We start from the raw sequence: 20,663 nt of genomic DNA on the forward strand, positions 1-20,663 counted from the left end.
AGCCATTATGTCGTCCCAAGCCTATTCGTTACACCCCGACCGCCTTTTTGATGCTGATAGCAGCATTCGCAGCGTAGCTCGTGCCCTGTATCAGGAAATAAGACAACTGCCTATTGTCAGCCCGCACGGTCATACTGACCCGTCCTGGTTTGCCGACAATAAGCCATTTGGTAATCCAGCAGCTCTGCTGCTTCAGCCTGATCACTATGCCTTTCGTATGCTCTACAGCCAGGGCATCGCTCTGGAGAGTCTGGGCATTCCTGCCAGAGACTCAATGGTTGAGGTAGAGCAGGACCCGCGTAAAGCGTGGCAGGTTTTTGCGGATAATTATCACCTGTTCCGTGGTACCCCAAGCCGTATGTGGATGGATCATGCCATGACAGAAGTGCTGTGTGTTGATCAGCCTCTGAACAGTAAAACTGCCCAGTCTATTTATGAACATATTGATGCCCAGCTGAAAACGGACGCTTTCCTGCCACGCAGTCTCTATGAACGGTTCAATATTGACGTTCTGGCGACTACGGAGACCGCAGTCGACACGCTGGACAGCCACCTCCGCATTAACGACAGTGGCTGGAAAGGACGGGTTATCACTACGTTCCGTCCTGACTCGGTAACGGATCCTGATCATCCAGACTTTACTGCACATATGAAACTTCTGGCTGAGCAGACCGGTGAAGATATCCACAACTGGGCAAACTATCTCAATGCACTGCGCACGCGTCGTGCCTTCTTCAAAAGCACAGGTGCAACCGCAACCGATCACAGCTTCCCGACGCCTTATACCACAGTGTTGACGGATGAGGTGTGTCAGAACCTGCTGAGCAAGGCACTGGCAGGCACCATTACTGGACAGGAAGCCGATCAGTTCCGTGGACATATGCTGGTGGAAATGGCCCGTATGTCTCAGGAGGATGGTCTGGTGATGCAGGTTCACTGTGGCGTGTTCCGCAACCATAACCAGTCACTCTTCACACGATTTGGTGCTGATAAAGGTGCCGACATTCCGCTGAAAACCGAATTTGTTCACAACCTTCGTCCGCTGCTGAATGAAGTGGGCAATGACCCGAATCTGACCATCATTCTCTTCACCCTTGATGAGGATGTGTATGCCCGTGAACTGGCACCGCTGGCTGGTCATTACCCTGCACTGAAGCTCGGTCCTGCCTGGTGGTTCCATGACAGCCCTGAAGGGATGATGCGTTACCGTCGAATGGTGACCGAAACCGCCGGTTTCTATAACACTGTTGGCTTTAACGACGATACCCGTGCATTTCTGAGTATTCCGGCCCGTCACGATGTTGCCCGTCGTGTGGACTGTAACTTCCTGGCATCTCTGGTTTGTGAGCACCGTATAACCGAAGAAGAAGCCTTTGACCTGGCCCATGAACTGACCAGTGGACTGGCCAAAAAAGCCTACAGATTGTGAGCGGAAAACAAATGATTAGTAAGCAGTATCATAGTGAAAAAATGGTTGCCAGGGGCTATGACGGCACTGAGCTGACCGCAGGTATTGTGCATATTGGCCTGGGGGCTTTTCATCGTGCTCACCAGGCGCTGTACACCCATGAAACCATTGCTGCCACCGGTGAATTTCACTGGGGAATCTGTGCTGCCAATATTTTCGGTGGTCAGGAGCTGGTTCAGGAACTGCAGGCGCAGGATAACGCTTATACCGTGACCGAGATGAATCCGGACGGTTCCCGTACGGTAAAACTGGCTGCTGCCATTGCTCAGTCACTGGCCGTAGAAGACGACCGCAGACCATTGCTGGACATTATGTCTGCAGAGACCACACGTATTGTCTCTCTGACGATTACCGAAAAGGGCTACTGCCTGAACCCGGCCACCGGTGAACTGATGGTCGATAACGCTCTGATTGCTCATGATCTGGAAAACACTCGAAACCCAAAGACGGCGCTGGGGTTGATTGTTGCCGCACTGGGACAGCGCAAGGCAAAGGGCATGCTGCCATTCACGGTATTAAGTTGTGACAACGTGCCGGACAACGGCAAACGTGCGCGTGCTGCGGTCATTCAGATGGCAGAAGCGATGGATACAGAGCTGGCAGTCTGGATTCGTGAAGAAGTGGCCTTCCCATGCACCATGGTTGACCGCATTGTACCGGCCATGACGGAAGAAAGTTTTGCCGATGTCCAGTCTTACCTGGGCGTTGAAGACAAAGGTGCCATTGTGACCGAAGCCTACCGCCAATGGGTGATTGAAGATCACTTCACCATGGGGCGTCCTGAGTGGGACAAGGTAGACGGCGCGATGTTCGTATCCGATGTACAGCCTTACGAAGAGATGAAGCTGCGCATGCTCAATGGCAGCCACTCCATTCTGGCTTACCTTGGCTACCTTGCCGGTTATGAAACCATTGATGCCTGCATGCAGGATGAACGGTTCGTGAAAGTGACCCGTCACTACATGAACAACGAAGCGGCAGTCACCCTGGAAATGCCAGAACCCACTGATTTTGCCAGCTACGCCGAGAAACTGATTGAGCGCTTTACCAACCCGGGCCTGAAACACAGAACCTGGCAGATTGCCATGGATGGATCCCAGAAGGTACCACAGCGCTGGTTGAACGCCGCAAGAACACTGCTGGCGGAAGAGAAGGCATTTGCTGCCATTGCACTGGGTATTGGTGGCTGGATGCACTACGTCTCTGGCACGGATGAGCAGGGCAATGCAATTGACGTCCGTGATCCGATGGCTGAACAGCTGAAGGCCGTTGCCATTGAGCATCAGGGCGAGCCTGCGCAGCTGGTGAAGGCTTTCCTGTCACTGGATGCAGTGTTCGATCCTTCCCTTGCGGCGAATGAGCGTTTTGTAGAAGCGGTAACCCACGCCTACAACACCATTCGTGAGCAGGGTGCCAAACAGGCGGTCGCTCTGCTGGCTGAAACTATTTAAACGACATATTTTGCCTCTGTCCGCGAACAGTGAAACAGGATAGAGGCACGTTGAGAGGATTACATCATGGAACAGACTTGGCGCTGGTACGGACCCAAAGACCCGGTAACCATTCGTGACATCATGCAGACCGGTGCAACCGGTATTGTTTCCGCTCTGCACCACATTGCTAATGGTGAAGTGTGGACCGTTGAAGAGATCGAAAAGCGTAAGCGTGAAATCGAGTGGGACGAAGAAAAAGGCCGCTCAACCGGCCTGCGCTGGTCAGTGGTAGAAAGTGTACCGGTATCAGAAGATATCAAGAAGCGCACCGGAGACTATGAGCGTCACCTTAAAAACTATTGCACTACGTTGCTGAACCTGGGTGCCTGCGGTGTTGATGTTGTCTGCTACAACTTTATGCCGGTTCTGGACTGGACACGCACCGATCTTTCCTACGAAGTGAAAGACGGTAGTCGAGCGCTTCGTTTTGACCGATATGAGTTTGCAGCTTTTGAACTCTACGTTCTCAAGCGTCCTGGTGCAGAGGTTGATTACAGTGAAGACGATCAGGCCAAGGCTAAAGAACGCTTTGCAACCATGACGGAAGATGACATCACCCGTTTGACCAAAAACCTGATTGCAGGCCTGCCGGGTGCTGAAGAAGGTTATACGCTGGAGCAGTTCCAGCAGGCACTGGACAGCTATGCCCATATCGATGCGGAAGGGCTGCGCCAGAATCTGTTTTCTTTCCTGCGTGAAGTGGTTCCTGCGGCTGAACAGGCCGGTGTGCGCCTGTGCATTCATCCGGATGATCCACCCTGGGCTATTCTGGGCCTGCCACGTATTGCCAGTACCGAAGACGATTTCATTCGTATTACTCAGGCGGTGGATAGCATTTATAACGGCATTACCTTCTGTACTGGTTCGCTCAGTCCAAGGGAAGACAATGACCTGCCGGGTATGGTCGAAAGGCTGGGCAGTCGCATTCATTTTGTGCACCTGCGCAGTGTTGAGCGTGAAGACGATGGCAGTTTCTATGAAGCCAATCATCTGGAAGGCATGGCTAACCTGTACGACGTGACGCGTGCACTGATTATGGAACAGCGTCGTCGTCAGGAAGAAGGGCGGGTAGACTGTCTGATTCCCATGCGTCCGGATCACGGTCACCAGATGCTGGATGACCTTGCCAAGCAGACCAACCCCGGTTATTCCTGCATTGGCCGTATGCGTGGTCTGGCAGAACTGCGGGGTCTGATGATGGGTATTGAGCGGAGCCTGTAATGACAACCCGGAGCCTCCCTCGCCTGGCATGCATAGGCGAATGTATGGTGGAGTTGTCTCCTGCGGACCGGGGCCTGTATAAACAGGCCTTTGCCGGGGATACCCTGAATACTGCAATCTATGCCATCCGTACTGCCGGCAAGTTCATTGATACCAGTTATATCACTGCGGTGGGTAATGACCACTTCAGTGATCGAATGATTGATTTCTTCCAGAGTGAAAACATCAATAGCCAATGGGTTGTTCGGCTGGCGGACAAGTTGCCCGGTCTGTACTCCATTGAGCTGGACCAGTACGGTGAACGCAGTTTCAGCTACTGGCGCAATGACTCTGCAGCCAGGTCACTGTTCAGTCATGGCCTGGAAGAGCAGCAGATTGTAGAGCTGGCCGAGTCCTTTGACCTTTATTATCTTTCCGGCATCAGCCTGGCGATTCTGGATGATCATAGTCGCTCGCTGCTCAAGCAGGTTCTGATTCGCGCTCGTGCACGGGGTGCCAGAGTGGCTTATGACAGTAACTACCGCCCAAGGCTCTGGAAATCAAAGGCAGAAGCACAGGCGGTTACCCTGGAGTTTCTGGTGCTGACGGATATTGCGCTGGTGACCTTTGAAGATGAGCAGGCACTGTTTCATGACCAGTCCGTCTCTCAAACACTGACCCGACTGTCATCCGTTGGTGAAGTGGTCATCAAGCAGGGCAGTGAGGGATGTACGATTGTACATAACCAGAACACGGTTTATGTACCAACGACACCCGTCAGTGAGGTTATTGATACCACTTCCGCCGGTGACTCCTTTAATGGTGGTTATCTGGCCCGTCGCATGCTGGGTGACTCCCCTGAAGCTGCTGCAGCGTTTGCGCATAAGCTGGCAGGGACGGTGATTCAGTATAAAGGGGCGATCATTCCCGAAGCAGTGACTTCACAGTTATTGGAAATAGAAACATCATGCTGACAGCACAGGATGTATTAAAGCGGGCCTACCCGGTCATGCCGGTGATGGTCATTGAAACCATTGAACAGGCGCTGCCAATGGCACAGGCGCTGTACGACGGTGGCATTTCTGTATTTGAGATCACCCTCCGTTCTGATTGTGCCGTTGCTGCTATTGAGCTGATCAAAAGCAATATGCCGGACTGTCTGGTCGGCGCTGGCACGGTAATCAATATCGAGCAGTTACAGACGGTTCACCAGGCGGGTGCTGATTTTGTGATTACACCGGGTGCCACTGCTGAACTGCTGGAAACTGCCCGTGATCAAAACATTTTGCTGCTGCCGGGCGTATCCTCTGCATCGGATGTCATGCAGGCCATGGGCTTTGGCTTTAATGTCCTGAAGTTATTCCCTGCTGAGGTTGTTGGTGGCCAGTCTATGTTAAAATCACTGGCCGGCCCATTTCCTCAGGTCAGCTTTTGTCCAACCGGTGGCATTGGTCAGGATAATTATCGGGACTACCTGGCTCTGGGCAATGTTGAGTGTGTAGGTGGTTCCTGGTTAGTACCGAAATCAGCCGTGGAGCGTGCTAACTGGGCTGAAATTACCCGGTTAGCCAAAGAGGTTACTCTGGGCTAGCCACATTAGAGCAGTAAGTTAGAGAAAATCGATCTTACTGCTTCTGGTGGTTACCCTGTTTACAAATCAAGTTGGAGAAAGTAAATGCTGGGCCTGGCAGAACCCAAGCGGTTATATCAGAAGATTGGTCGTGATATCCGTCAGCAGATTGTTGATGGTGTCTACGAAGTAGGTAGCCGCTTGCCTGCTGAACGTGATATTGCGGAAATGCTGAATGTCAGCCGTACGATTGTCCGTGAAGCATTGATCATGCTTGAGCTGGAAGGGCTGATTGAAGTGCGCAAAGGGTCCGGTATACACGTTATTGCCAGTGAAAATACCCAGAATGCGGCCACAGCTTCCGAAAATGAAACTGCGGCTTTTAACGATGTCGGTCCATTTGAGTTACTCCAGGCCCGGCAGTTAATTGAAAGTCATATTGCCTCTTTTGCCGCCACTCAGCTGAATAAAACCAACCTCCAGAATATGCGTTCGGCGCTTGAGTTGGAAAAGCAGGAGTTGAGCCAGGGGGTGAACACCGGCAAAGGGGATGAGCTGTTTCATATGGCGGTGGCTGAGGCCACTCAGAACAGTGTGCTGGTGGCACTAACCCAACAGCTTTGGGAGATCCGCAGAAAAAGCCCCATGTGGAAGCGCCTGCATGAGTGGATTGATGATGTGGATTATCTGGAAGAGTGGGTTGATGATCACGATAAAATCATTCATGCCCTGTCCTGTAAAAATCCTGAGGCCGCGCGAAATGCCATGTGGCAGCATCTGGAAAATGTGAAAACCACCCTGCTGCGTGTATCTGACAAAACAGAAGATTCTTTTGACCGCTTTTTGTTTGACCGTAGTCCTGCAGTTGTTTGATGTATCTTGAATGTCTGTTGAATAGGTAAGATGAATTGTCTATTCAACAGATGTCGATTTCATCTTCTCTAATGTTTGAATATAAGATTTAAGTGTGTTCAGTAACGCTGATGACTCCATATAGAGGGCATGGTCTTCTGACGTCTCGTCTTGCATACCCATCTCTACTTCGTTATGTCCGTTAAACAGGTCTTTTGTCTCTTTCTCAAGGGCTTTCTGTAACCCCTCCAATAGGTGAATGGTGTCTTTGATACGGTTAGCGTGTTGTCGTTTTTCCCGCTTAACTGAAGGGTGAGCATCCTTAAGGCGATGAATAAGGTCAGAAGCGTAATTTACGCCTTCTTTCAGTGGTTTCAGTGCCTCTTTCAGGGTAGCCGGTTTCTGGCTGACCAATCGCTCTGCAAGAGGCTTTACTTCTGGACGGGGGAATTCTGCACTGGATAGCAACGTCCGCTTTACATCCTGCTGTGAGATGATATTCCGCTTCTTTATCCCGGAAGTTGTCTGATTGTTTTGTTGGCTAGATCCTTTGTCGGGACTGTCCTTTTCCATGAATTATTAACCCTGAATCAGAGATAAGCAGCAAGTTATATGAAGTCAGATATTTTGACTCCTTGTTTTGTTCAGGCATTCTGCCGCACTACAAATCCAGTTATACCGCTACGGGGATGCCCCTGCATTTTGCCTTTTATAGCACCCGTCCAAGTAGCCAGAAAAATATAGCCTGCTATTTAAACAGATCCCGTTGATACCGTTTTATCGGCTATTTCCGAAATAACCAGAATGAGAAAATTTTGGTCATGGCGGGCATGACTGCCCAGGTCATCAGCAATACGGTACACATGCAGCTCACCAGAATGGCCAGGAAGCGGGGCACATCATCCGGTAACAGCATGGATATAAGGGGAGGGATGAACAGAATCTGTGGATAAATTGCCAGCAGCGTTACCAGGGCCATGCGATATTTAGGCGGCTTCTGCAGAGGGGTATTCGGTGGTTCAAACCAGAATTCGATGCCTTCAATCTTCTCTGCCTGTCTCGATTCGACCAGTTCAGGGAGCTTATCAAGCCATTGCTGACGAATTTCGGACTCTTCCCAGGCAGACAGTGATACATGATCCCGAAAACGAATCATGGCATGAACGGTATGATCATCTTCGGTTGGGGGCTTGATGAACTGGGTTCCTTCATAGCCGTCAAACTTTCTGGCGGCATCACTGATACCTTTTACCCAGATTCGGTACTCCTCCAGCTTGCCGGGCCTTATGGTATTGGCAATCATCAGGGTGACCGGATCCGGGTTTGCAGTCATCAGCTTCCTCTCACTAAACACATAATGTAACTATTCAGCACCCTTCATATAAATCTGGAATTTTCTGATTTTTCGACCATCATCTTATACTCAATTTTTCTAACAAATCTCCAGTATGGAACCAGACTTCCCAGCTACTCCGTTTACCGAAGCTCTCCTTAAAGAGAATGAAGAGCTTCGGACCGAGAATGCGCTTTTACGGGAACGTTGCAGCGAACTGGAAGAAAGGGTTAATAAAAACAGTCAAAACAGTAGTAAGCCACCATCGTCAGATGGTTATCAAAAGCCCAGTAAAAAAGGGAGTGATAAAGGTGATACATCTTCCAAAGAAGCCCCCTGCTCCTCACAGGAAACACCGAACCCCAAAAGCCTTAGACCATCTTCAGGCAATAAACCAGGTGGCCAGAAAGGTCATCAAGGCTCTTGTTTGAGACGTGTCGCCTTACCCGATTATGTCAGGCATCTGAAGGTTGAAAAATGTTGCTGTTGCCAGTCTTCGCTTATCGATATTAAACCCACCAAATACATTGAGCGACAGGTTTTTGATCCAGGTAGACCCGGAGAATTTGAAGTTACCGCGTACTGGGCAGACGTTAAAGTATGTCCTTGTGGTAAACGGAACACCGCTGAGTTTCCCCAAGGAGTGAAAGCCGCTGCTCAATACGGAGAAGTGACTCAGGCAATGGCTGTTCATTTAAACCAGTATCACTTCATCCCATATCACCGGGTGTCTGAGTATTTCAATACTATTTATTGCATGAGTGTCAGCGCAGGCTCTGTTGCCAATTTTGTTGCCTATACCCATGAGAACCTGGCCTCTACTGAGCAGAGTATCCGCGATGCTTTACAAGAAAGTCCGGTTGCAGGAGCGGATGAAACTGGCATGCGGGTTGACGGTTCACTGTGGTGGTTACACATTATGCGAGATGACCAATGGACGCTTTACTACCTCTCAGAAAGGCGAGGTTGTGAAGCAATGGATGCAATGGGCATCCTGCTGACTTTTGCAGGCATTCTGGTTCACGATCATTGGAAGTCCTACTTTGCCTATGCGGCAGTGCATGTGCTTTGTAATGCCCATCATCTGAGAGAGCTTCAGGGAGTTGTCGATAGGGATGCGAATAAGCTGGCTCTGCGGCTGATGAAATTGCTTACGCTCTCCTGGCACTTCTGCAAGAAATACAAAGCAGCCGGTCTGACTCAAATGCCTGGTGCAATACAGCTTCGCATTGAGACGATATACGACCAAATCCTTCAAAGGGCTCTCACGAAGGAAACCGCTTATATGGAAAAACAACGACAGGTGCTTGGACGTAAGAAGGTCAGGAATACCAAGGCCTACAACCTGTTCAAAAGGCTTATTGAGTTTAAGGTTGAAACGTTGCGCTTCATGTCGGACTTTTCAATTCCCTTCGATAACAATGGCAGTGAACGTGATGCCAGGATGGCCAAACTTAAGCAGAAGATCTCAGGCTGCTTCAGAAGCGAAGACGGAGGTACCATGTTTACCCGAATCCGAAGCTATTTATCATCTGCTAAAAAGCAGGGGTTGAACATATTTCAGGCGCTTCTTAAAGCGGTTCGAAATTACAACAATACGCCTTTGCTGGGTGCTGAATAGTTACCACATAATTATTAAATGGGAAAAAGTTGCAGTTTTTCAACCCTCATCAGAGGGCTGAGCAATTATTGAGTCTAATAAAGCTACCTCTGTAGCTGATGGCTCAATAACTTGCATCGTAGAGAACAGCATTGATAGGCCGTTGCTATTTGCGCAGGAACGGCTATGACAGAAATCAGAGTTTACCAATCTTAAGCCCCGGACTGTCGTATCAAAAAACAACCCTCCAATTCCATCACAACGTTGATTGTTTGTTGGTGGTAAATAGCACTTTGTATTGGCTTTAATCTGAGTTGGTCCAAACGTTTCGACTGATACTATACGATGCCCAAAGTTGCGTGCCTGTGCAACAGCTTCCCCATTTAGTCTAGATAAATTACGGGAAAGTTGGTTTATAGAAGTATTCAATGATGATGGAGGTGTGGAGTTCATGATATGGTAAACTTATGATGTGATATTAAGTTTTATGAATCCTAGTTAAAGAGCGGAAGGTTCTCAGAAAGTTCCCGCCAGATTCAAATAAAGAACCCGACAGAACTTTCTATGTTTTTATTACCATTTAGATAATTTAGTATCAGTTGTTGAAGTGGGTTTCTGCCCACTACCACAGTACTGAATGCTCTTCTCTACTGCGTCCACCACCGTCTGATAACCTGTGCAACGACAGAGGTTACCTGCGTGCTCCCTGCGAATATCATCACGGTTGATGCCGTTACTGCCACTCTGACAGCAGCCCCCGGCAGATTGAGCAAGCCCCTCTACATAAGAAGTGGTTTTCATCACCAGTCCGGGGGTACAGAAGCCGCACTGCACGGCTCCGGCATCCACATAGGCCTGTTGCACCGGAGATAGCTCGCCATTGACGCTTTCTCCTTCAATGGTACGTATCTCCCTGCCTTCAGCCCTGATCGCCAGGGTAATACAGCTATCAACAGGCACTTCATCAATCAGTACCGTACAGGCTCCACATTCGCCAACACCACAGCCTTCCTTGCATCCGGTCAGACCGTGATCTCTCAATGCTTCAAGCAATGACTGACGAACATCGATGACCAGTTCCACCGGTTTTCCATTCAGCTGGCATTGAATAATCTGTTTCATAGCTGGCCTCCAGCCCGAATCATGGCTTCGCTGATCACTCTGTCAGCGAGCGTACGGATGATGTGTTCGCGAAAATCCTTACTGGCCCGCCAGGAGTTTCTGGGCGAGAGCTCTTCAAGCACCATGGAGGCAATATCTGCAATCAGCTTTCTGGAAACCGGCTGTCCAATAACTTGTTCTTCAAGCACTCGGCAGCGCTTGGGTACTGGGGCTGCGACCGTGTAGGCCAGGCGCAGGCTTTCGATGCGGTTATCTTCCAGTTTACAGGCAGCAGCACAGCCGATAGTGGCAATATCCATCGCTTTACGCATGGCGTATTTATAAAAATGACTGCCGGTATGTTGATGACTTTCAGGATTGATAGTGAAGCGGGTCACCATCTCATCATCCTCAATATGAACTTTACCCGGGCCTGCGTAGAACTCTTCAACGGGCACTTCCCGTGTTCCCCTGTGGCTTTGCAGGGTGACTCTGGCATCAAACACCAGCAGAGGGGCGGCGCTGTCGCCACTGGGTGCGCCATTGCAGATATTGCCACCCAGGGTCGCCATATTACGCAACTGGGGACCTCCAATTGAGGAGGAGCCTTCCACCAGGGCGGGCAGCAGCCCATCATTCTTGAGGAAGTTAATCAGCCGGGTAAACGTCACCCCGGAGCCGATCTGAAGTGCACCATCCGGGGTGTGGGTGATCCAGGTCAGTTCGTCCAGGTCATGGATATCCACAAGAGAGCTAAAACCGGATTTACCTTCCCTCAGTCTTATAAGTACATCGGTTCCCCCGGCAATCAGTTTGCTGCCGGGGTTTTCGGCCAACAGGTGACAGGCGTGTTCAATGCTGCTGGCTCGATGATAGTGATCAATGGGGAACATGCTTTCTCTCCACCTTTATATAGCGCTCAAGGCTGCCCTAAATTAACTCTGCATCACGGAATGCGGTGAATAATGCCTTGGGAGACATGGGCAGCTGGTTCATGGCAACACCCGTCGCATCCAGAATGGCATTGCGAATGGCCGGCGCAACGGAAAGCAGAGGAGGCTCACCCAGGGATTTGTTACCAAAGGCGGCTGTCGGCTCATGGGTTTCAACAAAGTCACAGCTGATGTCTGGAGCATCCATCATGGTAGCGATTTTGTAATCCAGCAGGTTATTGTTGTAGATCCAGCCGGTTTCCGGGTCTGCCAGCAGCTCTTCACTGAGGGCTCCGGAAATACCCATGCCGACACCACCATAAACCTGTCCAGCAGCCAGGTCAGGGTTGATGATTTTGCCAGAGTCATGAACGTTGCGAATGCCAAGGATCGACACCTGGCAGAGGGCAATATCCACTTCCACTTCCACCAGGGTGCAGCCATAGGAATAGGCGTTCGTGGTCACCTTTCGGGAAACTTCAGCGGTTAACTGCTGTCCGCGGGTTTTGTGATAGTAAGCATCAAGGGCCAGCTCGTTTAAGGAGAGGCGGACTGTTTCATCACGATTGAGTACCGCATCTCCAGAGATGGTCAGCTGATCAACAGGCAGCTCAAGCATGGTACTGGCATACTCGAGGATACGCTGCCTGAGAAGATCACCGGTCTCTGCTACGGCCTGGCAGACAATATAGGTCTGTCTTGAGGCAAAGGATCCCGGGTCAAAGGGTGTCGTGTCAGTATCCTGGGTGGACACCAGGCGAATGGCAGAGACGGGGATACCCAGTTTCTCCGCAGCCATCTGGGCAATAACGGTATCTGAGCCCTGGCCAATTTCGGTAGCACCGATTTGAACGGTGACCCGGCCATCCTGATTCAGAATCATCCGAGCGCCGGCAATTTCTACGGATGCAGGGTAGGTTCCGCTGCCGTATGAGAAACACGCAACACCCAGTCCTCGTCGTATGTTTCCTGTCTTGAATGTCTGGTGATCCTGCTTTTTCTGATCCCAGCCAAATGTCTCACGGCCTTTTGCCAGACATTCACGAATACCCGCGCTCTCAATGACCTTGCCAGTCAGAGGGTTGATATCTCCAGTCTGTGCAGCATTCTTAAGGCGGAAATCAATGCTGTCCATACCAACCTTTCTGGCAGCCTCTTCCATCATGGACTCAACGGCATAAACCAGCTGGGGTGAGCCATAGCCACGCATGGCACCTGCAGATGGCAGGTTGGAGTAGTGAGTGATTGCCTGATAGGAGAGCGCTGCATTGGGGTAAAGAGGAACGACTTTGGAACCGGCCGCTTTGGCAATGGAATGGCCATGAGAGGCATAGCCACCGGTATTGGAAGAAACATCCATGGTCAGGGCTTTGAGTGCGCCATCATTATTCACTGCACATTCCACATTCACCCGGAATGGGTGACGAATTCGGGTACTGCTCAGGCACTCCTCACGGGTCAGTTCCAGCATCACTGGAATGCCGCCTAATTTTTTCGTCAGGAAAGCAACCATCGGCTCAAGCACGACATCCTGCTTGTTACCAAAGCCCCCCCCAATAGCAGGTTTGATCACCTGAACGGTGCTCATGGGAATATCCAGAGCCTGGCTGACAATTCGGCGGCAGATGTGGGGAATCTGGGTGGATGACATGACCACAATATGGTCAGTGTCGTCCATATAGGCCCAGGCAATGTGGTTTTCCATGTGACAGTGCTGAACCATCTGGGTCTGGAACTGCCCCGTCAGAGAGTGATCGGCTGCAGCAATAGCAGCCTGAACATCACCACATTGATAATTATGCTCGCCGACGCGGTTTCCACTGCCATTGTGTAACTCTGTGGCCTTCTCATCCAGCGCCTGATCATGATTCAGAATGGCTGGATACTCTTCATAAGTGACCTTGATTTTTTTCAGTGCCTTGCTGGCCGTCAAACCATCGACCGCGACGACAATGGCAATTTCATCACCGTGGTAACGGACATAGTCTGTCAGCAGGAGACGGTCTTCCTTATCCCTTGCTGCCGGGTCAAGGTTAAAAGCATGACCGGCGGTGGCAAAGGGTATCCTGGGAATATCCGCAAAGGTGAAAAAGGCTTCAACACCGGTTATGGCAAGGGCTTCAGTGGTATCAATATCAACCACCCTGCCGTGAGCTATGTTGCTGTGAAGATATTTGGCAATGCGTGTACCGGGAAGAGCCAGATCACCAGTAAAACGACAGCGGCCGGTTACCTTGGCTTTGGCATCCAGGCGCTCCTGTGAGAGTCCGACAGACATGGTTGATTCCTATTGTTTCCACAAAAGTAGATCGGTGTTGACGCGTGACAAAAAAGCGCTGAACCACAAAGATCACGAAGGCCTATTTTTAAAAAGCTTCGTGCTCTTTGTGGTTCAAAAAATGCCTGCCGAAATCACTTTTCCCAGTAACGGAAGCATTCATTCAACGGTTGGCGATGCAGGAACTGTCCATGACCCGGCTTACCGGTAAAGTGGCCATCCCGCACAATAATTTCGCCTCTGGACAGGGTCATGATCGGATAGCCCTGCATTTTCATACCCTCATATGGGCAGTAATCAGAGCGACCATGCATCAGTCGCTGGCTGAGTGTTACCTCTCTATTTGGATCAATAATTACCAGATCAGCATCGGCTCCCTCTGCGATCAGGCCTTTGCGTGGGTAGAGCCCAAACAACTGGGCAGGGCGTGTACTGACCAGTTCAACAAAATGGTTGATGGAAATACGGTCTTTCATCACCCCTTCAGAGAAGAGCAGGGGCACACGGTTTTCAACGCCGGGAATACCATTAGGGCAATATTGGAAGCCATCCCGCCCCGCGCGTTTCTGTGACATGGTGAACGCGCAATGATCGGTAGCTACCGTACTGATGGTTCCGTCCATTACCCCCTGCCAGAGTTGATTCTGGTGGTAGCTGTCACGCAGGGGAGGGCTCATGATGTATTTCAACCCTTCATCATAAGGGTGTTCAGCTGCACCATTCTCACCGGTGGAGCTGTTGTATTTATTGATATCCAGTGACAGGTACTGGGGGCAGGTTTCCGCAAAGACCGCCTGTCCTCGCTGATGTGCCTGACGGATGTATTCCAGACCAATGCCGTTGGAAAGGTGAACGATATAGATCGGTGCATCGCCTGCCAGTGTGGCGAGGTTGATCATGCGACCCACTGCTTCGGCCTCACACTCTGGTGGACGGCTCAAGGCGTGATAAATGGGGGCATTGGAACCCTGGGCGAGAACCTTTTCTTTCAGGAAGCGGATAGCTCCGTCGTTTTCAGGGTGAACGCAGGTGAGGGCATTCAGCTGGTTTAAACGTTCCAGTGCTGCAAGAACCTGACTGTCATCCAGTTTGTAACCATAGGTCAGGTAGAGTTTGAAGCTGGAGATTCCTTCTTCCAGCACCATGGACTCCATTTCTTCAAGTATACTGTCGTCTATATGCTGGATGGTGCCGTGAAAACTGTAATCAATAACGGCCTTGTCACGGGCAAATGCGTGGTAACGTTCAAGCTGATGGTGCAGGGAGCATCCGGCGGGGCCAAAACCCATATGGTCAACAATCGTGGTGGTTCCACCGCAGGCTGCTGACACCGTGCCGCTGTAAAAGTCATCGCAGCTCTGGGCGATACCTACATCAATATTCAGGTGAGTATGAACGTCAACGCCGCCAGGTATGACATAGTGACCGGCGGCGTTAATGATTTCGACAGAAGGGTCTTCAGGTAATTCAATATTCGGGGCAATACGCTCAATGATACCGTCACGGGTCAACAGGTCCGCCCGCTCACTGGTATCGGCATTCACCAGCGTTGCATTTTTTATAAGGACGTTCATGGTCCCGTACCTTTTTGTTATCAGCTCGCTCTCACGAAAAGCATGAGAGCGAGGGGTTTACTGGTTTTGCTTATTTTTCTTCCAGGTTATGCAGGTACATGCCAGGAATAGCAGCATACATGGCAGCACACTTAACCAGATGGTCTTTCCAGGTCTTCTCGTCTGGAGCATGAGCTTCTGGCTCTTTACCAGGACCAAAACCAACAACCGGGATACCATAACGGCCCATGATGGAAACGCCGTTGGTAGAGAACGTCCACTTGTCCACCAGAGGCTTCTTGTCGAAGAGGAGCTCGAAGCAGTCACTGGTAACTTTGGTGACCAGGTGATCTTCTGGCAGTACCCATGCAGGGAAGTAGCACTCGGTTTCATAAACCAGACCGGTGTATGCTGGACGGTCATAGTTGTACATGGAAACCTTGGCATCCGCTGCCTGAACGGCAGGTAATGCACGGATCTCTTCCAGAGCACCTTCCCAGGTTTCGCCCCAGGTCAGACGACGGTCGATGGAGATAGCACAGCTATCTGCAACGGCGCAGCGGCTTGGAGAGGTGAAGAACACTTCAGAAACCGTCAGTGTACCCTTGCCCAGGAACTCATCATCGCCCAGATTGTCAGCCAGTTCTTTGATCTCGTTCAGGATTGGGCCCATCTTGAAGATGGCGTTGTCACCACGCTCTGGTGCAGAGCCATGACAGCTGACACCGCTGACATCTACACGGATTTCCATACGACCGCGCTGGCCGCGGTAAATGTTGCAGTCAGTAGGTTCGGTGCTGACAACAAACTCAGGACGCAGTCCGGTTTCATTGATGATGTACTGCCAGCACAGACCATCGCAGTCTTCTTCCTGAACGGTACCGGTCACTACCAGTGTGTAGTCGTCTTCAAGGCCGAGGTCCTTGATGATCTTACCGGCGTAAACCATGGAAGCCATACCGCCTTCCTGGTCAGATGCGCCACGACCACCGATGGTTTCTTCATCTTCGTAGCCTTCATAAGGGTCGAAGGTCCAGTTGCTCAGGTTACCCACACCGACGGTGTCGATATGAGCGTCCATGGCAATAATGTGCTTACCATGACCGATATAGCCAAGCACGTTACCCTGTGGATCGATGTCTACCTTATCAAAGCCAACCTTTTCCATTTCTTCCTTGATGCGAAGTACTACTTTCTCTTCATCACAGGATTCACTGGGAATAGCGATCATGTCCCGCAGGAAACGGGTCATATCTGGCTTGTACTCTTCGGCTTTTTTGAGAATTTCTGCGAAGGGGATTTTCAGTTCACTGCTCATGGTTATCTATCCTTTGTTAGCGGGCGATGCAGTGAAGGATTGAACGAATGAATCCACTGCTGCACTGCCGGTTTTTTCTGTTTAAAAAATTGATTGATCAGATGCCGTATTTGCCTTCCCAGACCACGTCCTGGTAATTAACCGGGTCAGTATCACCCTCGGTATTGAACAGCAGGACAACAGAGTTCTGGTCAAGTCCCAGATCTTTCATGATGGCTTTGCCATCAGGGTGGTGTGCGATGGCGTAAAGTGTGCCGACACCAATAGCGCCGGATTCACCCGCGATAATCCGTTCATCGCCAGGCAATGGGCTGGCCTGGATGCGCATGCCCAGGGCTGCGGTACGGTCTTCTACAGACATGAAGTGACGGCTGCAGTTTCTCAGGACTTCCCAGCCCAGTGGGTTTGGCTCACCGCAGGCCAGGCCGACCATGATGGTATCCAGATCCCCGGTAACATTGACGGCAGAACCTTCGCCACTGCAGCCAGACTTATAAATACAGTCCGCTTGATGAGGTTCGGCGGTAATGCCGGTAAAGCGGTCAGCCCCAAAACGGTTGGCCAAATAGCCGAGAACACCACCGGCCATGGCGCCTACACCGGCCTGCAAAATCGTATGAGTAGGTCGATCAATGCCCATAGTCTGCATTTGCTCAACAGCTTCATCAGCCATGGTCATGTAACCCTGCATGATCCAGGTCGGGATTTCGGTATAACCTTCCCAAGCCGTGTCCTGAACCATCAGCCAGCCATTCTCGTCGGCATTCTTGCAGGCAAGGCGTACGGCATCGTCGTAATTCAGGTCGGTAACAATGCACTCGGCACCTAAACGACGGATGTTTTCTACACGCTCTTTGGCAGCACCCTTGGGCATGTAAACAACGGCATTCTGGCCAAGTTGCATGGCAGCCCAGGCCACACCTCGGCCGTGGTTTCCATCCGTCGCAGTGGCAAAGGTAATGGGCTCTTGTCCTTTCAGGCTGTCAAAGCTGAATTCTTCAAGTGGAATACCCAGTTTATTACTGACGCACTTGCCAATGGCGTAAGAGCCACCGAGCACTTTGAATGCGTTCAGGCCGAAACGATAGGATTCGTCTTTGACCAGAATTTTTTTCAGGCCAAGCTGGTGAGCCAGCTGGTCAAGAGAGCGAAGTGGTGTTGGTTCATAACCAGGAATTCGCTGGTGGAATTCACGGGCTATTCTGGCCACTTCGGTACTGAAGAGTGGTGAAGATTCACCGTTAAAGAAGCGGTTAGGCTCCTGTTTTATGGATAAACTGAATTCTGACATCAGATGCCCCCTAAGCCGCTATATGCCAAAAAGCTTTTTCACCACAAAGTCACGAAGCCACAAAGATTGTTTCTTTTCCTTAGTGTCTCTGTGACTTTGTGGTTATTCATATAACCCTTAATCAGGCGTCAACGCGACGGGCGCCTTTCTTCATCAGGTTTTCCAGCACTACGTCTGGGTTGGCAAAGCGGCGGTTGAGGATCATGGAAGCGATGATGTAAGGCTTCCAGCCAGCTTCTTTGTAGGTGTCGATCAGGTACTTGTTGAATACACCTTCAGTTACCTCTCCTTCCTTGCAGGAAACGCCGGTGATGTCTGCAGGCAGGCAGTGCATGTAAAGCGCTTCACCGTTGCGGGTATGCTTCATCATTTCTTCGGTGCAGTGCCAGTCTTTGTGCAGAGCGTTCTGAGCCAGGCATTCCTGTTCCAGAGTCTTAAGACCAGCGTGGTCGCCAGCTTTCAGCAGGTCAGTACGACGACCCATGACGTGGTAAGGTGCCCAGGACTTAGGATAAACAATATCAGCATCCTTGAAGGCTTCAGCCATGGTGCTTACCTGAGTGAAGCTGCCGCCACTTTCTGCTGCCTGGCGACCCGCAGTTTCAACGACTTCAGGAATCAGGTCATAGCCTTCTGGGTGAGCCAGAGTGACATCCATACCGAAGCGGGTCATCAGGCCGATGATGCCCTGTGGTACGGAGAGAGGCTTGCCGTAGCTTGGAGAGTAAGCCCAGGTCATGGCAATCTTCTTGCCTTTCAGATTTTCCAGACTGCCAAAATGCTCGATCAGCCATGCCAGGTCAGCCATGCTCTGGGTTGGGTGGTCGATATCACACTGCAGGTTTACCATGCCAGGACGTTGAGCCAGAACACCGTTTTCCTTGCCGAAGTCCAGAGCTGAGCCCACTTCACGCATGTACTGGTTACCATAGCCCAGGTACATGTCATCACGGATACCGATTACGTCAGCGCAGAAAGAGATCATGTTGGCGGTTTCACGAACGGTTTCGCCGTGAGCAATCTGGGACTTACCTTCATCCAGATCCTGGATCGCCAGACCCAGCATGTTACAGGCGGAGGTGAAGGAGAAACGGGTACGGGTAGAGTTATCACGGAACAGGGAAACACCGAGGCCGCTGTCGAAAACTTTGGTAGAGATGTTTTCGTTGCGCAGCAGGCGCAGGCCTTCTGCTACTTTCAATACCTGCTTCAATTCATCGGTAGACTGTTCCCAGGTCAGGAGAAAGTCTTTGCTATGCAGTTTGGTGTTCAGTGCCTTGATATCTTGAAGTAACTGGTCGAAATTGCTCACGGTATTTCCTTTTTTCTGAATATCAGACCCTTTGAGCGAAGACAGTGCTATCGGATCTGGGGTTGTTGTTTGACTGAGTCTGGCGCAGTTGAAGAGGCGACCCTGGTAAATCAGTCAGATGGCTAACTGGTATCTTTTAATAGCCAACTTACGTGCCAACTTTTGTGAGGATGCTGTGAGAAAAGGAAAAACAGGGATGGAGTTCGATGTGTTCTGTTCGTTATTATCCTGCAGCCATTGATAACTGAGGGTTTTGGACGACTGGTTAAAAAGTAAGTTAATAGAGGTGAGGCTGGCAGAAAATAAAAAAATGACTTGAAGCAAATTTTTATCAGCCCCAAAGATGCGACAGGTTCGTTTTGATCTATCAGTTTGATAATTTTAAAGTGCGTTGATAATCAAAGTGACAGTAGTTTGGTTAAATGAGGCAGGGCTTATGTCAACAAAACCTAAGGTACCTGCCAGATGTGCCAACAAGGGAGGTCGAAAAATTACTTTTCTGGTAGACGATGCTTGATCATCTGACCAAGAGTGAGAATGTCTTTTCGAACCTCTTTTACCTGACTCTCCACACCTTCAAGGCGTTGGTTAATGCCACCAAGCCATTCATTGGTACTGCTGAGTCGCTCATTGTTTTCATCCAGCCGTTCATTGGCTTCGTCAAGTCGTTCATTGTTTTCACCGAGACGTTCATTCGTCTCGTTTAACCGTTCATAGGTTTCATCAACACGCTCATGGGTACCATCGACCAGTTTATTGGTTTCATCCAGCCGACCATTAATGGTGTCCAGATGCTCGCTGATATCATCCAGAATCTTGTGGGTGTTATCCATTAACTCACTGGTACGCTCAAAACCGGACAATGTGGCCTGAGCCAGCTCCGAGACATCTTCCTTAACGCCGGTAACTTCAGCCTGAATCCCAGACATGTTGACTTTGACGCCAATGATTTCATGCTGGTTTTTAAGCGCGATGTGTTTGATATCCGCCATCGCTTTCACCAGGCCATGAATCGTGTTGTAGAGGGACTGGTGTTGTTTCTCCAGCATCTCAACTCTTGTTTCTAGCGACATACAGCTACCTGTCTTTTGTTGTGTTACAAAGCCTTGTGTTTAAACATTTTGTATTTAGACAGCCATAAAGCACTCGTATTAAAAATTTTTGTAAAAAAGCGAGTGCTATTTTTCAACCTGGTATTCAGGTGATGGCAGTTTTATAGATACAGCTGTGCACTGACTGCATGATCAGCATAGCAGAGCTTCAGAATGTCATCGGTTTTATTGATGAGAGAAATAAAAAGGGGGCTTTATAGTGGAATGGGGGTTTGGATTAAATTGAGTATGTCTACATGTTCTGCATGCA

The 20,663-nt window shown here is 50.2% G+C and carries 17 protein-coding genes; 7 read left to right on the forward strand and 10 right to left on the reverse strand.

Annotated elements, in window-relative coordinates:
* Nucleotides 1–7: 7 nt before the first annotated feature.
* From uxaC to ACOCLE_RS23075, 6 genes are all read left to right on the forward strand, one after another.
* Nucleotides 8–1,429 carry a glucuronate isomerase gene (gene uxaC, locus ACOCLE_RS23050; RefSeq protein WP_419534419.1) on the forward strand — a complete coding sequence of 474 codons (1,422 nt, stop codon included), beginning with the start codon at nucleotides 8–10 and terminating at the stop codon, nucleotides 1,427–1,429.
* Nucleotides 1,430–1,440: 11 nt separating this feature from the next.
* Nucleotides 1,441–2,919, forward strand: a complete 1,479-nt coding sequence (locus tag ACOCLE_RS23055) for a mannitol dehydrogenase family protein (protein WP_419534420.1) — start codon at nucleotides 1,441–1,443, stop codon at nucleotides 2,917–2,919.
* A 66-nt stretch (nucleotides 2,920–2,985) separates the two neighbouring features.
* Nucleotides 2,986–4,182: a mannonate dehydratase gene (gene uxuA, locus ACOCLE_RS23060; RefSeq protein WP_419534421.1), complete on the forward strand. Its 1,197-nt coding sequence runs from the start codon at nucleotides 2,986–2,988 to the stop codon at nucleotides 4,180–4,182.
* Between the two features lie 44 nt (nucleotides 4,183–4,226).
* Nucleotides 4,227–5,135: a sugar kinase gene (locus ACOCLE_RS23065; RefSeq protein ID WP_419534422.1), complete on the forward strand. Its 909-nt coding sequence runs from the start codon at nucleotides 4,227–4,229 to the stop codon at nucleotides 5,133–5,135.
* The gene (locus tag ACOCLE_RS23070) at nucleotides 5,129–5,752 is read left to right on the forward strand and encodes a bifunctional 4-hydroxy-2-oxoglutarate aldolase/2-dehydro-3-deoxy-phosphogluconate aldolase (protein ID WP_419534423.1); all 624 of its coding nucleotides are present in this window, start codon (nucleotides 5,129–5,131) and stop codon (nucleotides 5,750–5,752) included. Before ACOCLE_RS23065 ends, ACOCLE_RS23070 begins: the two co-directional genes overlap by 7 nt.
* Before the next feature lie 84 nt (nucleotides 5,753–5,836).
* Nucleotides 5,837–6,604, forward strand: a complete 768-nt coding sequence (locus ACOCLE_RS23075) for a GntR family transcriptional regulator (RefSeq protein WP_419534424.1) — start codon at nucleotides 5,837–5,839, stop codon at nucleotides 6,602–6,604.
* Nucleotides 6,605–6,643: 39 nt separating this feature from the next.
* Here ACOCLE_RS23075 and ACOCLE_RS23080 read toward each other — a convergent pair whose 3' ends face one another.
* The gene (locus ACOCLE_RS23080) at nucleotides 6,644–7,156 is read right to left on the reverse strand and encodes a hypothetical protein (protein WP_419534425.1); all 513 of its coding nucleotides are present in this window, start codon (nucleotides 7,154–7,156) and stop codon (nucleotides 6,644–6,646) included.
* A 211-nt stretch (nucleotides 7,157–7,367) separates the two neighbouring features.
* Nucleotides 7,368–7,937, reverse strand: a complete 570-nt coding sequence (locus ACOCLE_RS23085) for an antibiotic biosynthesis monooxygenase (protein ID WP_419534426.1) — start codon at nucleotides 7,935–7,937, stop codon at nucleotides 7,368–7,370.
* A gap of 94 nt (nucleotides 7,938–8,031) precedes the next feature.
* On the opposite strand from ACOCLE_RS23085, the gene tnpC reads away from it, so the two are divergent.
* Complete coding sequence (tnpC, locus tag ACOCLE_RS23090; RefSeq protein WP_419532963.1) at nucleotides 8,032–9,537, forward strand: IS66 family transposase; 1,506 nt, start codon at nucleotides 8,032–8,034, stop codon at nucleotides 9,535–9,537.
* Between the two features lie 552 nt (nucleotides 9,538–10,089).
* Here tnpC and ACOCLE_RS23095 read toward each other — a convergent pair.
* The 8 genes from ACOCLE_RS23095 to ACOCLE_RS23130 all read right to left on the reverse strand — a co-directional run bounded on the left by ACOCLE_RS23095 (nucleotide 10,090) and on the right by ACOCLE_RS23130 (nucleotide 20,374).
* A complete protein-coding gene (locus ACOCLE_RS23095) occupies nucleotides 10,090–10,638 on the reverse strand; it encodes a (2Fe-2S)-binding protein (protein WP_419534427.1) in 549 nt (182 codons plus the stop codon).
* A complete protein-coding gene (xdhB, locus tag ACOCLE_RS23100) occupies nucleotides 10,635–11,510 on the reverse strand; it encodes a xanthine dehydrogenase subunit XdhB (protein ID WP_419534428.1) in 876 nt (291 codons plus the stop codon). Before xdhB ends, ACOCLE_RS23095 begins: the two co-directional genes overlap by 4 nt.
* A gap of 37 nt (nucleotides 11,511–11,547) precedes the next feature.
* On the reverse strand, nucleotides 11,548–13,827 hold the full coding sequence (gene xdhA, locus ACOCLE_RS23105) for a xanthine dehydrogenase subunit XdhA (RefSeq protein ID WP_419534429.1): 2,280 nt from the start codon (nucleotides 13,825–13,827) through the stop codon (nucleotides 11,548–11,550).
* Nucleotides 13,828–13,961: 134 nt separating this feature from the next.
* Complete coding sequence (hydA, locus tag ACOCLE_RS23110; protein WP_419534430.1) at nucleotides 13,962–15,401, reverse strand: dihydropyrimidinase; 1,440 nt, start codon at nucleotides 15,399–15,401, stop codon at nucleotides 13,962–13,964.
* Between the two features lie 70 nt (nucleotides 15,402–15,471).
* The gene (locus ACOCLE_RS23115; protein WP_066013972.1) at nucleotides 15,472–16,698 is read right to left on the reverse strand and encodes a YgeY family selenium metabolism-linked hydrolase; all 1,227 of its coding nucleotides are present in this window, start codon (nucleotides 16,696–16,698) and stop codon (nucleotides 15,472–15,474) included.
* Nucleotides 16,699–16,795: 97 nt separating this feature from the next.
* Nucleotides 16,796–17,989 (reverse strand): diaminopropionate ammonia-lyase, encoded by a 1,194-nt coding sequence (dpaL, locus tag ACOCLE_RS23120; RefSeq protein ID WP_066013971.1) that lies wholly within the window; start codon nucleotides 17,987–17,989, stop codon nucleotides 16,796–16,798.
* Between the two features lie 121 nt (nucleotides 17,990–18,110).
* Nucleotides 18,111–19,301: a knotted carbamoyltransferase YgeW gene (ygeW, locus tag ACOCLE_RS23125; RefSeq protein WP_066013970.1), complete on the reverse strand. Its 1,191-nt coding sequence runs from the start codon at nucleotides 19,299–19,301 to the stop codon at nucleotides 18,111–18,113.
* A gap of 491 nt (nucleotides 19,302–19,792) precedes the next feature.
* Nucleotides 19,793–20,374, reverse strand: a complete 582-nt coding sequence (locus ACOCLE_RS23130; RefSeq protein ID WP_139117216.1) for a coiled-coil domain-containing protein — start codon at nucleotides 20,372–20,374, stop codon at nucleotides 19,793–19,795.
* Nucleotides 20,375–20,663: the final 289 nt, after the last annotated feature.

The organism is Endozoicomonas sp., assembly GCF_965196975.1.
Classification (GTDB): domain Bacteria; phylum Pseudomonadota; class Gammaproteobacteria; order Pseudomonadales; family Endozoicomonadaceae; genus Endozoicomonas.

Excerpts from the sequence above, each read along its gene's own strand:
- ACOCLE_RS23070 (WP_419534423.1), top strand. The coding sequence starts at position 5,129 with ATGCTGACAGCACAGGATGTATTAAAGCGGGCCTACCCGGTCATGCCG.
- ACOCLE_RS23055 (WP_419534420.1), top strand. The coding sequence starts at position 1,441 with ATGATTAGTAAGCAGTATCATAGTGAAAAAATGGTTGCCAGGGGCTAT.
- ACOCLE_RS23065 (WP_419534422.1), top strand. The coding sequence starts at position 4,227 with ATGGTGGAGTTGTCTCCTGCGGACCGGGGCCTGTATAAACAGGCCTTT.
- ACOCLE_RS23115 (WP_066013972.1), bottom strand. The coding sequence starts at position 16,698 with ATGAGCAGTGAACTGAAAATCCCCTTCGCAGAAATTCTCAAAAAAGCC.
- tnpC (WP_419532963.1), top strand. The coding sequence starts at position 8,032 with ATGGAACCAGACTTCCCAGCTACTCCGTTTACCGAAGCTCTCCTTAAA.
- ACOCLE_RS23095 (WP_419534427.1), bottom strand. The coding sequence starts at position 10,638 with ATGAAACAGATTATTCAATGCCAGCTGAATGGAAAACCGGTGGAACTG.
- dpaL (WP_066013971.1), bottom strand. The coding sequence starts at position 17,989 with ATGTCAGAATTCAGTTTATCCATAAAACAGGAGCCTAACCGCTTCTTT.
- ACOCLE_RS23075 (WP_419534424.1), top strand. The coding sequence starts at position 5,837 with ATGCTGGGCCTGGCAGAACCCAAGCGGTTATATCAGAAGATTGGTCGT.
- uxuA (WP_419534421.1), top strand. The coding sequence starts at position 2,986 with ATGGAACAGACTTGGCGCTGGTACGGACCCAAAGACCCGGTAACCATT.
- xdhA (WP_419534429.1), bottom strand. The coding sequence starts at position 13,827 with ATGTCTGTCGGACTCTCACAGGAGCGCCTGGATGCCAAAGCCAAGGTA.
- hydA (WP_419534430.1), bottom strand. The coding sequence starts at position 15,401 with ATGAACGTCCTTATAAAAAATGCAACGCTGGTGAATGCCGATACCAGT.
- xdhB (WP_419534428.1), bottom strand. The coding sequence starts at position 11,510 with ATGTTCCCCATTGATCACTATCATCGAGCCAGCAGCATTGAACACGCC.
- uxaC (WP_419534419.1), top strand. The coding sequence starts at position 8 with ATGTCGTCCCAAGCCTATTCGTTACACCCCGACCGCCTTTTTGATGCT.
- ACOCLE_RS23130 (WP_139117216.1), bottom strand. The coding sequence starts at position 20,374 with ATGTCGCTAGAAACAAGAGTTGAGATGCTGGAGAAACAACACCAGTCC.
- ACOCLE_RS23080 (WP_419534425.1), bottom strand. The coding sequence starts at position 7,156 with ATGGAAAAGGACAGTCCCGACAAAGGATCTAGCCAACAAAACAATCAG.